This window comes from Paenibacillus diazotrophicus, assembly GCF_042610465.1.
Genome location: NZ_JBGJZN010000004.1, coordinates 305,958 through 318,325 on the forward strand (window position 1 = coordinate 305,958; position 12,368 = coordinate 318,325).

Annotated in this window: 7 protein-coding genes, 1 tRNA gene, 1 pseudogene and 1 riboswitch; of the genes and pseudogenes, 4 read left to right on the forward strand and 5 right to left on the reverse strand. The window is 51.0% G+C overall.

Features of this window, described 5'->3' with window-relative positions:
• Positions 1-99: 99 nt before the first annotated feature.
• Entirely contained in the window at positions 100-1,395 is a 1,296-nt protein-coding gene (gene serS / locus ACAN54_RS18235; protein ID WP_379158296.1) for a serine--tRNA ligase, read from the reverse strand.
• A gap of 410 nt (positions 1,396-1,805) precedes the next feature.
• Here serS and ssuE point away from each other — a divergent pair, with 410 nt between their 5' ends.
• Positions 1,806-2,360: an NADPH-dependent FMN reductase gene (gene ssuE, locus ACAN54_RS18240; protein ID WP_379158300.1), complete on the forward strand. Its 555-nt coding sequence runs from the start codon at positions 1,806-1,808 to the stop codon at positions 2,358-2,360.
• A 154-nt stretch (positions 2,361-2,514) separates the two neighbouring features.
• On the opposite strand, the gene ACAN54_RS18245 is transcribed toward ssuE, so the two are convergent.
• From ACAN54_RS18245 to ACAN54_RS18260, 4 genes are all read right to left on the reverse strand, one after another.
• A complete protein-coding gene (locus ACAN54_RS18245; RefSeq protein ID WP_379158303.1) occupies positions 2,515-3,546 on the reverse strand; it encodes a ribonucleotide-diphosphate reductase subunit beta in 1,032 nt (343 codons plus the stop codon).
• Positions 3,547-3,787: 241 nt separating this feature from the next.
• Positions 3,788-6,121, reverse strand: a complete 2,334-nt coding sequence (locus ACAN54_RS18250) for a ribonucleoside-diphosphate reductase subunit alpha (protein WP_379158306.1) — start codon at positions 6,119-6,121, stop codon at positions 3,788-3,790.
• A gap of 116 nt (positions 6,122-6,237) precedes the next feature.
• Positions 6,238-6,753, reverse strand: coding sequence for an anaerobic ribonucleoside-triphosphate reductase activating protein (gene nrdG / locus ACAN54_RS18255; RefSeq protein ID WP_379158309.1), 516 nt, complete (start codon positions 6,751-6,753; stop codon positions 6,238-6,240).
• Positions 6,750-8,735 (reverse strand): anaerobic ribonucleoside triphosphate reductase, encoded by a 1,986-nt coding sequence (locus ACAN54_RS18260; protein ID WP_379158313.1) that lies wholly within the window; start codon positions 8,733-8,735, stop codon positions 6,750-6,752. The genes nrdG and ACAN54_RS18260 overlap by 4 nt, the downstream gene beginning before the upstream one ends.
• Positions 8,736-9,033: 298 nt before the next feature.
• Positions 9,034-9,265: riboswitch (cobalamin riboswitch) on the reverse strand.
• Positions 9,266-9,561: 296 nt separating this feature from the next.
• Between ACAN54_RS18260 and ACAN54_RS18265 the strand changes: the two genes are divergently transcribed.
• From ACAN54_RS18265 to ACAN54_RS18275, 3 genes and pseudogenes are all read left to right on the forward strand, one after another.
• Positions 9,562-9,870, forward strand: coding sequence for an MTH1187 family thiamine-binding protein (locus ACAN54_RS18265; protein ID WP_379158316.1), 309 nt, complete (start codon positions 9,562-9,564; stop codon positions 9,868-9,870).
• Positions 9,871-9,958: 88 nt separating this feature from the next.
• Positions 9,959-10,030 (forward strand) — tRNA-Thr (locus tag ACAN54_RS18270).
• A gap of 769 nt (positions 10,031-10,799) precedes the next feature.
• Positions 10,800-12,355, forward strand: a pseudogene (locus tag ACAN54_RS18275) (PA14 domain-containing protein).
• The last annotated feature ends 13 nt before the right edge of the window (positions 12,356-12,368 follow it).

Sequence of the window (12,368 nt, forward strand, 5' to 3'; positions counted from 1 at the left end):
CCAAGGTCTTGACCAACATCGCTGCAGCTTCTGCACTGGTTTATTATTTCTGAAAAAAAAAAGCCTCGGCCGCTTAAGGGCCAAGGCTTTATCGTGCGGTTACTCCGCTGCCGGCGCAGCGGCGTGTAGAATTTCCTGCCCGTCCATATACTTGCGTAGGGCCTGCGGGATATAGATCGAACCATCCTCCTGCTGGTGGTTCTCCAGCAGGGGAATCAGAATTCGCGGCGTGGCGACTGCGGTATTGTTCAGGGTATGGCAGTACTGCAGCCTTCCGTTCTCGTCACGGAAGCGGATGCCCGAGCGGCGTGCCTGGAAATCCAGCAGATTGGATGCCGAGTGGGTTTCCCCATAGGCATCGCGGCTAGGCATCCAGGTCTCGATGTCGTATTGCTTATGCGTCTTCAGCGACATGTCGCCGCTGCAGACAGCCACTACGCGGTAAGGCAGCTCCAGAAGCTGGAGAATATGCTCGGCATTCGCCAGAATCTCCTGCAGCAGCTGCTCCGAGACTGCCGGATCATTCTTGCAGATCACGACCTGCTCGATCTTCGAGAACTGGTGCACCCGGTACAGGCCGTGTACATCACGACCTGCCGAGCCCACCTCCCGGCGGAAGCAGGCCGACATTCCGGCCAGCCGCAGCGGCGTGTCCGCCTCGATGATCTCATCGCTGTAGAGCGAGACGAGCGATACCTCCGAGGTTCCGGCCAGCCAGCGCTTTTCACCGTTCAGCTCGTAGGTCTGGTCCATCCCTCCAGGGAAAAATCCCGTCCGCTCCAGCGCCTCCGGCCGGACAATGACCGGCACGTCCATCACGGTGAAGCCGCGTTCAGCCAGCAGATCCAGCGCCAGCCGCTGCACGGCGAGGTGCAGATACAGTCCCGCGCCCTTCAGCACGTAGCTGCGCGGCCCTCCGGCTTTGACTCCGCGCGGAATATCGATGATGTTATGGAGCTCGCCGAGCTCCACATGATCTCGCGGCGCGAAGCCAAAATCCCGCTGGCTGCCGGTTCGCCGCAGCTCCACGTTCTCGCTGTCATCTGCGCCGATCGGTGTATCCGCCGATACCGGATTCGGCGCTAGAAGCAGTAATTCGCCCCAGCGCTGCTCGGCTTCGGTCAGCTCCGCCTCCAGCTTCGTAAGCCGGGCGTTAATCTCCCGCACTTGCGCCTTAGCTGTTTCTCCGGCCCCGGTATCTCCCTGTCGCAGCAGGCGCTCGACTTCCTTGGTCAGTGCATTGCGCTCTGCTCTTTGCTGCTCGGTTTCCCGCCGCAGCTCCCGCCGCTTATCGTCCCAGGTCAGCAGTTCATCCAGCGGGAAGTCTACCTTTTTCCATACTGCCGTGTTTCTTACGAGTTCCTCATTATCCCTAATCCAGTTCATGTCCAGCATCGCTATCCGCTCCTTTTTGTCTTATAAAAATACAAAAAACGCCCTCATCCATGGGACGAGGAGCGTCAGCTCGCGGTGCCACCCAGGTTGACCGAATCCTCTGGCTTCACAGCAGGATAAGGCCCTCTTTGGTCTTCGCGGTAACGGGCGAAACCCGGTAAACTTAGGGAGCAATCTTATTGCTCCGGTCGCAGACGCCTCACGGTTGGATGCCGGTCACTGGCCTGATCGGGATGTAGTATTGCCGCTTATTATAGCTCAGGTTTTTGCCGGGTGCAAGAAGTTATGCAGAGTTGTACAGGATTGACAATAAACCCTGCAATCTGCTAGGATTAGTACTAATTTAAAGGGTTCTTGCTGGAACAAATAGCAGGAGCTTCTAGTGCATAACGAACGGAAGAGGTGGCAAAGTGGCCAAAATAGTTGTCATTAACGGAACACCATCCCTGGTCTCGCGGATTAATGCAGTTATTGAATATGCGGAGGCAGATTTACGTGAACAAGGATTTGAAGTGGAACGGATCAATGTGGCTGAGCTCCCGCCCGAGGACCTGATCCACACGAAATTCGAGAGCGAAGCCATCGTCAAAGCCAACGGTCTGGTAGCTGAAGCCGATGCGGTCATCGTCGTCAGCCCGGTATATAAGGCGTCCTATACAGGCGTCCTGAAGACCTTCCTGGACCTGGTTCCGCAAAAAGGGCTGGCCGGCAAAATTGTACTGCCACTCTTCATGGGCGGCAGCCTGGCGCATCTGCTCTCGATTGACTATGCGCTGAAGCCGGTGCTGTCCGTGCTGGGTGCCCGGCATATCCTGGGCGGGGTATACGCTGTGGACTCCCAGGCGGTACGTAACGACCAGGGAGTGGTCGAGCTGGCTGAAGAGCTTAAGCTGCGTCTGGACAGTGTACTTGCGGAGCTGGCGGAAGAGACGGCGCATAAGGCGGCGCGCAAATCCGCAGAGTAGCAGATCAAGAAGAAGCCGAGTGTGAAAAAGGCATATCGTGTAGGCATTTCACCTGAGAAAAATGCCTCGCTGTACAGCAATGCCTCATGGTGAATAGCAAAGACCCCTTACCGGCGATTTTCGGAGGTAAGGGGTCTTTTTTATATTGCAATAATCACAAATCGTCAAACCCGTTGTCGTCTCCAACCTTGCCATAGTTGCGGGACTTGGCTTCGAAGAAGTCAGTTTTGGTCGCGTTCAGCGCTTCGTCGGAGAAAGGCTTGATCCAAGGCATACAGTTGACGTCAACGCCGGTGTAGGCTTTTTCCAGACCCATCAGCGTCAGGCGCTTGTTGGCGGTGTATTTGATGTAATCGCTCAGCTCGTTCATATCTATACCGCGTACGTTGGTCAGCGTGTAGTGGCCCCAATTGGTCTCAAGCTCTACAGCGCGGTCGATGGTGCGGTACACGTAATCCATATTTTCTTTGGTATTCAGCTCAGGGAAATCCACCAGCAGCTGCTTGAACACTTCGGCAAAGAAGTAGCAGTGCTGATTCTCGTCACGCTGAATGTAGGAGATCATCTGGCTGGTTGCCATCATCTTCTGGTCGCGGGCCAGGTTGTAGAAGAAAGCGAAGGTACTGTAGAAGAAAATACCCTCCAGAATCAAATCAGCTACCATCGCCCGGAAAAAAGTCTCCTTGGAAGGCGCATCCCGGAACTCCTGGTAGATGTCGGAGATGAATTGGTTGCGCTCCAGCAGTACCGGATCATGCTTCCAATATTCAAAAATCTCTTTCTGCTCGCTGTCCGAGACAATCGAAGAGAGGACGTAGGAGTAGGACTGGTTGTGCACAACCTCCTGCTGCCCGATAATTGCCGAAATAGCTTCCAGCGAAGAATCGGTAAAATAACGCTTCACATCACCTACGAACATCGTCTGCATCGAATCCAGCACCGCCAGCAGGGCGATGTTGATCTTGAACACACGCTGCTCTTCCGCTTCCAGCTGCGGGAACTGCTGCGCATCCTTGGACATTGGGATCTCATCGGCGATCCAGTGGTTCAGCAGTAGCACCTTGTACAGCTTGTACATATGCGGCATGCGGATATCATTCCAGTTCAGAATCCCTGAGCATTCCCCGTCAATAATGCGGGTGGACTGGTTCGGGGCTTCGGTATTAAAAATCTTTTGTAGTTGCATGTTGTTTCCCTCCTGTATGTTGCGCAGCTAATCTTCTGTGGTGCTCCGGCTATAGAATACGGCGATGTAGTAACGGAGCGGAAGTTTGGAACTGAAGGAGCGAAGCGTTCGCCTTTGTCTGCGGATTTCCACCGCGAACAGCGGTCTAAATCAAGAAATCTGCAGACAACAGCGGCCGGAAGCCCAAACATCTCGCAGTGACGAATATATCACCGTTTTTCTACCCAGGGCACTAAGACAATTAGCTCGCGCAAGACTCACACTCTTCTATAGTTAAGGCACGGCTCCGGACATAATAAGTAGACTTCAATCCGCCCTTCCAGGCGTTCAGGTGCAGATTCAGGAAATCGGTCGCCTTGATGTCAGGCGTCACGTACAGGTTGAAGCTCTGGCCCTGATCGACATGGCGCTGGCGGGCCGAGGCCATGCGGATCGACCAGTTCTGGTCAATCAGGAACGCCGTTTTGTAATACCAGATCGTCTTCTCGGACAGATCCGGTGCTGGGTTGGCGATCTTGTAAGTCGTCTTCTCCTCGTAGGAGAGCAGCTCGTACAGCGGATCGATGCTGGCAGTAGAGCCGGCGATGATTGAGGTCGAGCCGTTCGGGGCAATCGCGAACAACCAGGCGTTGCGTACGCCGTCGGCAGCCACTTCCTGCTGCAGCTCACGCCACTGCTCCGTAGTCACATATTTGCCTTCCTGCTCGCCGCTGGTATAGCCGCGCGAAGTGAAGTAAGCGCCAGTCTCCCAGTCGGAGCCTGCAAACTTCGGATAGCGGCCCTTCTCGCGGGCTAGCTCCATGCTGGAGCGTACCAGCAGATAGTTAATGTGCTCATACAAATGGTTGTTGTATTCCACGGCTTCGTCGGACTCCCAGCGGATACCCTTCAGCGCCAGCAGGTGATGCAAGCCGAAGGTACCGAGGCCTACCGCGCGGTATTGGCTGTTCGTGTACTGTGCCTGCAGTACTTCAATATTATTGATGTCGATGACATTGTCGAGCATGCGGACCTGAATCGGTATCAGCCGCTCCAGCACACCCGCCGGAATCGCACGGGCCAGATGGATGGAATTCAGGTTGCAGACCACAAAATCTCCAGGAACCTTCGAGATCACGATCCGGGTCTGGCCGTCCTTCGTAACCAGTTCCTCACTCTCGATAACGGTTGCTGATTGATTCTGCATGATTTCCGTGCACAGGTTGGAGGAGAAGACCATCCCCTGATGGCGGTTGGGATTGGAGCGGTTCACCGTGTCGCGGTAGAACATGTATGGGGTGCCGGTTTCCAGCTGCGATTTCATAATCCGCTTCATGATGTCGATGGCTGGAACCGTGATGCGTGACAGCTCCAGATTAGCGGTAGCTTCAGCATACTTTTCACGGAAAGTGCCTTGTCCAAGCTTCTCGTCATAGAAATCCTCAAGACCCAGCGCGCGTCCGCTTGCATCCTTCCAGCCCATTACCTTCTTCACTTCATGAGGGCAGAACAGGTTCCAGTGGCTACGTGCTTCCACAGCTTCCATGAACAGGTCGGGCAGGCAGACGCCATGGAATACGTCATGCGCACGCATCCGCTCGTCACCGTTGTTCAGCTTCAGGTCGAGGAAGGCGAGAATATCTTTATGGAAAACATCGAGGTAAACTGCAACAGCACCTTTGCGTGTGCCGAGCTGGTCTACACTGACTGCAGTATTGTTCAGCTGGCGGATCCAAGGGATGACGCCGGAGCTTGTGTTCTTGTGGCCGCGGATATCGGACCCGCGGGCCCGTATTTTGCCGAGGTAGACGCCGATGCCTCCGCCCATTTTGCTCAGCCGGGCTACATCGGTATTGGAGTCAAAAATGCCTTCGAGTGAGTCATCCACAGTGTCGATGAAGCAGCTGGAGAGCTGTCCGGCGACTTTTTTACCTGCATTGGACATGGTAGGGGTGGCAGCGGTCATATAAATGTTGCTCATGGCCCAGTAGGCTTCTTTAACCAGATCCAGACGTTTCTCTTCCGGCTCGGTGTGCATGAGGAACATCGCGATAATCATATAACGCTCCTGCGGAAGCTCCATTACGCGGCCGTCGAAGTCATGCGCCAGATAGCGGTCTGACAGCGTCAGCAGGCCGATATAATCGAACAGCAGGTCGCGCGTGTAATCGATGCAGCCGCCGAGCTCATCGATCTGTTCCTTGGTGTAGTGTGACAACAGTTCTTCGCGGTAGATACCCTTCTTGACCAGATCGGTAATCAGCGGGTACAGCTCGCCGTAAGGCTCTTCCGGGTAAGCTTTATAGCGGCGGTTGACAGCGGCTTTCTTGTACAGGGAGGTCAGGAGGGAACGCGCAGCGGCGAACTTCCAGTCCGGTTCCTCTTTGGTCACCAGTTCAAGGGCGCTCATCGTAAAAGCATTGCTGATCTCTTCTCCGCTAACCTCGTCACGGCGCAGCTTGGACTGCACTCCGCGAATCAGGGTTTCCTTGCTTAGTTGATCCAGGCCATTGAGGATACGGTCGGCGTATACGGACAGGCGGATTTCATCAAAAGCCAGTTGGCGGTTATCGGGTTTCACAACGAGCTGTGGCATAGGTGCATACATCCTTTCGTTTTTGAGTTTAATTTTCAATATCACAAATTGAAGTATATAAGCGCAGAGAGCGGCCCGCCCCAAGGCATGGCCTGCTCTTTGAAAGTTAACTGAATTTATAAGGCAGCCGGCTGCCAATGTACGATTTCGGTATCGGCGAGGCTAGCCTGAATATCAATAATCCGCTGGTTGCTGCTTCCCCGGTAGGGAAGGGTGGTGTCTTTAAGCTCTTCCACAAAACGTCCGTCAATCACGACCTGGCACAGGGCCAGCAGGTTCCATTCCGGTGAGCCGGGTGCTGCTGTAAGTTCTTCATAGGTATAGCCGGTGTAAATCCAGATAGGATAATCGGGCAGCACGCTGCGCAGCTCCTGAATGAAGCCCGCAGCCTCCTCTGCCGAGAAAAAAGGGTCGCCGCCTGCCAGCGTCAGTCCGTCCAGCAGTGGATTCGCTGCTATTTCGGCAATGATCTCCCGCTGACGCTGGAGGGTGAACGGCTCGCCGAAATTGAAATTCCAGGTCTTGGGATTGAAGCAGCCCGGGCAGCGGTGGCGGCAGCCGCTGAGGAAAAGGACGGCCCGCATGCCTTCTCCTTCATTTATCGATTCCGGGTAGTAGCCGCATATGTTCATAGATGCTTAACGCGGTCCCTTACTTCGGCTTGCTTGGCGGCATTGAAGCGGGTCTGGTAGTCGCCGGTCAGGTAGCCGGTTACCCGGCGCAGGCGGCGGATATGCACATCGTTCTCATGCGCGTCGCAGGAAGGGCAATTGGTGCCAATCACGCCTTCGTAGCCGCAGTTCGAGCAGCGGTCCACGGGATGATTGATGCTGAAATAGCTGACCTGCTGTTCCAGCGCGTAACGGATGATCTTCACAAAAGCCGCCGGGTTGCTGCGTGCATTCCCGTTCAGTTCCACGTAAGAGATTGCCCCGGCATTGCAGTATTCATGGAACGGTGCTTCCAGGCTTATCTTCTGAGCAGCGCTCAGCTCATAATAGACCGGGATGTGGAAGGAGTTCGTATAGTATTCACGGTCTGTGATGCCCGGAATGGACCCGAGCACTTTGCGGTCCACCTTGGTGAACTTGCCCGACAGGCCTTCAGCCGGTGTGGCGAACAGCGTGATGTTGAGGTTCAGCTCCTCGCTCTTGCGGTCACAGTATTCCCGCATATGACGGACAATGGCGAGCGCCTTGGCATGGATCTCCATGTCCTCACCGTGATGCTTGCCGTACATGGCCTTCATGCACTCGGCCATTCCGATAAAGCCAATGGACAGACTGCCGTGCTTCAGCAGCTCGCCAACCGAATCATCGGGAGCAAGCGCTTGGCCCCCTTCCCAGACGCCTTCACGCATCATGAAGTCGGAAGCTTTGGCCTTCTGGGAAGCCTGGATGCGGAAGCGGTGGAGCAGCCCTTCCAGAGCAATGTCCATGTAATGGTTCAGATCGTCATAGAAGCCTTCTTCGTCGGCGGCAAGGCGGCGGCCTGTGGCCGTGCCGTAAGCAAGTCCGAGCCGCACCAGATTGAGCGTATTGAAGGACAGGTTGCCTTTGCCGGAGCAGTGGTTGCGTCCGAAGCGGTCACCCAGTACCCGTGTGCGGCAGCCCATGGTTGCAAATTCGGTATCCGGATCGGCCGGATCGTAATACTGCAGGTTGAGCGGAGCATCCAGATTGGCAAAGTTCGGATACAGTCTGCGGGCAGAGCATTCGGCGGCTTTGAGGAACAGTTCATAGTTAGGATCGCCCTGCTGCTGATTCACACCCTGTTTGCATTTGAAAATCTGGATTGGAAATACCGGCGTTTCGCCGCTGCCAAGCCCGTTCATCGTGGCGGTCAGCAGCGAGCTGATCACCAGTTGTCCCTCAGGAGAGGTGCATGTACCATAGTTGATGCTGGTAAAAGGAATCTGGCCGCCCGAGCGGCTGGACATCGTATTCAGGTTATGTATCATGCTCTCTGCCGCCTGCAGCGTTTCGCTTTCTGTTTCTTTGGATGCAAAGCGGAAGGCGCGCGGATACTGCTCTGCCAGATCACCACGGCTCATAGTGATTTCGCCAGCAATGTCCCCGGCTTGTCCTTCTTCGAAATATTCGAGTCCCTTGCGAAACAGCTTGGCGAAGGATTTGGTCACATAAGGGGCCAGGTCATAATCCAGCTTGTTGGCGGATACGCCCCCGTATTGGGCATTCTGCTGGGACTGGAAAATAATCGCCACAAGCGACATCGCAGTCATAATCGAGTTGGGAGGACGCACGCTGCCGTTGCCGGTGTTGAAGCCTTCACGTAGAAGACGGTCGAACGGGATAAAGATACAGTTGGTGGTTCCAATCGCGTATTGGTCCAGATCGTGGACATACACCACATTGTCGAGGGTAGCCTGCACCAGTTGCGGAGGCATCGTGAAGTTACGGGCATACCACTTGGAATACTCACTGCCGAACTTGCTCATTTTGCCGGAAAAGCTCTCTCCGTTCAAATTGGCGTTCTCACGCAATAGATCCAAATCCCGGCTGTAGATGATATCGCGCCCCAAATGGATAACTTCCTCTAATAGATCCTCCTGTGCAGCTTGTCCAACATTGTACCGTTTCTCCAGCAGCGTCATTGTATAGCTCTCCTCTCGGTATATAAGAACGTTCTGACATAACGACTGACATTGTAAAAAAAAGCATCTCCCGCCGAGGACGGCGGAAAATGCCCGGATGCGTAAGCAAATAGCCGAAAACCGGATATTTGCGGATGGTCTCCATGGAAAGAATCTTTCCCGCAGAAGCCGATACCTGAGCGCGATATGCTTATCGCATTCAGGTATCGGCAGCCTTTGTCTCCCATTCGGCGGGAAGGCTGAATCTGCTGGTGCAGGCCGCATGCGGACACCTCTCCTGTTCCTCGCAGGTGTATATGATGGTGTCCGGAAACAGGCAGGTCTCCTGGCTTCCGGTGAATCCTGTGAGGCGCCTTCCCAAGGGGCGATGCCCTCAGTGGCGTGAGCCTCCAGATACTGTTCTGCAGGGCTTGTAGAAGCCAGCAGAACACCCGGTTACAGTGGCGGGACCACAGCGGATTTGCACCGCGTTTCCCTATTAAGCTTCAACCCTCTTGAGAGAGCAAAGCACCTGTTTCCACTATATTTTGTTGTCGCTAGATAAAAATAACCCAATATATTGTGTTTGTAAACATTTTTTTGCGAGTCCGCGCCCCGGGCGGGTTCCACCCGTTTACTCACAAATGATCCACAGATGATCCACAGATAACCTGGCATTCGTCCACAGTTCATCCACAGGTAATCCACAACTTGTGTGTAAATTTTGCCGAATCCGGTTCATAAATTGTCCAAATGTTAGGGGGGATTTGTGGGGGGAGGCGGGAGTTGCTACAATAGAAGGGACCAGGGAATTATATAACGAGTTTTATATAGGAGGGGCTTCAGAATGGCAATTGGCGAAGTAACCGTAATTCCGATTGGTACAGGCAGCACCAGTCTCAGCAGCTACGTGGCGGATATGCAGCGCGTGCTGGAGACAGTGGAAGGTATTAAGTATGAGTTGACATCTATGGGCACGATCATCGAGGGACCGCTCACACGGATTCTTGCGGCAGTCGAAGCCTTGCATGAATCCCCTTTTCGTGCGGGAGCCCAGCGGGTGTCCACCTCACTCAAGATTGATGACCGGCGCGACAAGCCTTCCACAAGCCGCAGCAAGCTGGAATCGGTGGAGCGCAAGCTACAGGCGGAATAGTTCTGTTTAACTAGCATTGTGATAGAATGGGTTGCGTTTTTCCCTAGACGGGGTATAATGTATTTTGTTTGACAGAAAAGAGCTTTAAGCTGGTGTAGCTCAGGGGTAGAGCAACGCACTCGTAATGCGTAGGCCGGGGGTTCAATTCCCTTCACCAGCATCCTTAATAACTCAATCATGGCGCGGCTTTCCGGGATTCCCGGGGGTCGTGCTTTTGTTTTATTGATCCGACTGATTATGTGTTAATCAAAGTCTTGTGATAAAAAACGGGTAGATCTGGAGGCTTGAGTTTGGGGGGGTTACTCTTCCCTTAATGTGGGATGATGTGCTTATGCACCGGGTATTCTTATGATTTTCACGTACTGTATTCAATCCTCCATAACTCCCTAAGCTTTTTCGCGATAGACTTCTCATAATCTAAAACTTGAAATGATAGATCTTGCGTTGTAGTACTCCTTGGAAATTCTCCGGTTACGCTTACTCTGTTCGACCATATAAGGAGATGTTTACAAAGGTATTGTTATGCAGATGACCCGCAATTTTAAACTAATAAAACGATGATTGTACCTGGATCGAGATGTCGGAGATCGATGCAGCTACATATTGGATTGCCAATATTTGAGCAATTAAGTTGTTTTGCTGAATTGGGTCTTAGGCATTTTTTTGTTTTTAAGTTAAGTATAAGCGTGTTGTATGAATGAGATTTTAATCAAATATTATGATTTTTCCAAATAAAGTCGATAACATAGTAAATACTTTTTTTGGAAGGGGAAGTTTAGTTGAAATCAGTTATTAAGAATGGGCTTAAAGTACTTTTAGGCTCAGCATTAATCGTATCAGAATTTTTGCATCCAACTGTTACAAGTGCATCATCCGTTCCATTTAATCAAGGGGCAGGATATCAGCAAGGAATGTACGATGCAGAAGCAATGCAGCCACTTGGTTATAATTGGGATCATAACTCACGATATGCTGGAGTCTCAAAAAATCCATATGTTAAGTGGACGTATCAAACTAAAGCGGCCAGTAATCTACAGTTAGTAATTGATAGGGAAGGAACTGTAATTACAACAAGTTCTGGTTCGCCATCCTTAAGGGACAGTGAAATATACGCTGTAAGTCCAGATGGGAGCCTGAAGTGGAAATTGATTACGAATCAAGATAGTGTACTTTATACATCGCCAGTAATAAGTGCTGATCAAAATTTTATAATGCAAAATAATTATTCTCTCTGGAAAATAAATAATGTGACTGGAGTTCTAAGCTCATTTACTGATAGTTTTATGAATAAAATTAATTATTTCTATGAACCAGTAATTGGTAGAGACGGAACTATATACACAGCGGGTGTTGGTTATACAAGTGCTTTAATTGCTTTTAGTCCTGATGGGAAAATGAAATGGTCAAAAGGACTTTCTCCAACTACATACTATAAAAGTGATATGTCTTTATCTAATGATGGGACACTATATTTCAAATCTAGTGGTACCAACGCCCTATCTGCCTATAATTCTGTGAATGGGAATAAATTATGGGATTATAAGATAAAACTTAACGGTAAGTTTGGTGTGGGAACAGTTCCTGCCATTGGTATTGATGGAACAATATACATTACCGATGCATCAGGATATATACATGCAATTAATCCTGATGGTAGTTTGAAATGGAAGAGCGAATTACCAAATAGCTTTAATAAGAACGTCGTTGATCCTGTAGTTGGTAAGGATGGATCAATATATGTGTCTCATCCGGATAAAAATCTTTATTCTTATGATTCTTCTGGAAATCTAAAGTGGGTTTTTAACACGTCTTCTGTAGTCTCAAATCCTCTAATTGATGTGAATAATATTATTTATATAGTTGAGGGCATGAATGTTAAAGCGATAAATTCGATGGGTCAAGAATTATGGTCATACACATTGGATTGGGTAGGTAATGGTTCTAAAATTAGTGCGGCAATTGCATCAGATGGAACAATTTACGTTCAAGATAACAAAGGGAAACTATATGCAATAGGAGGAGAAGTTCAAGATAATACTCCAAACGATCCATCCCCAGATGAGGAGCAACACGGATTAAACGCAGAATACTATAATAACGATGATTTAACTGACAAAAAGTTAGATCGGATAGACTCAAATATTGACTTTGATTGGGGTTTAAAATCACCGGACGCGATAATTGATCCAGAGACGTATTCTGTTCGGTGGATTGGGAAAATTTTACCGGAACGTACAGATAGATATAATTTTTATATCTATTCAGATGATGGTGCTAGACTTTGGGTCAATAACGAATTGATCATTGGTCCCCTCAAGGAGACGGAGAGTTGAGAGGTCAAATTTGGCTGGAAGCTGGCAAGAAGTACGACATAAAGATGGAATATTTCAATGGACCGACATATGGACGTGCCCAGCTTTCATGGTCCGATAGCGATCTTATGATTAAAGAAGTAATACCTACTAAGGCTTTTTATTTGAATTGATACAGTGATTATC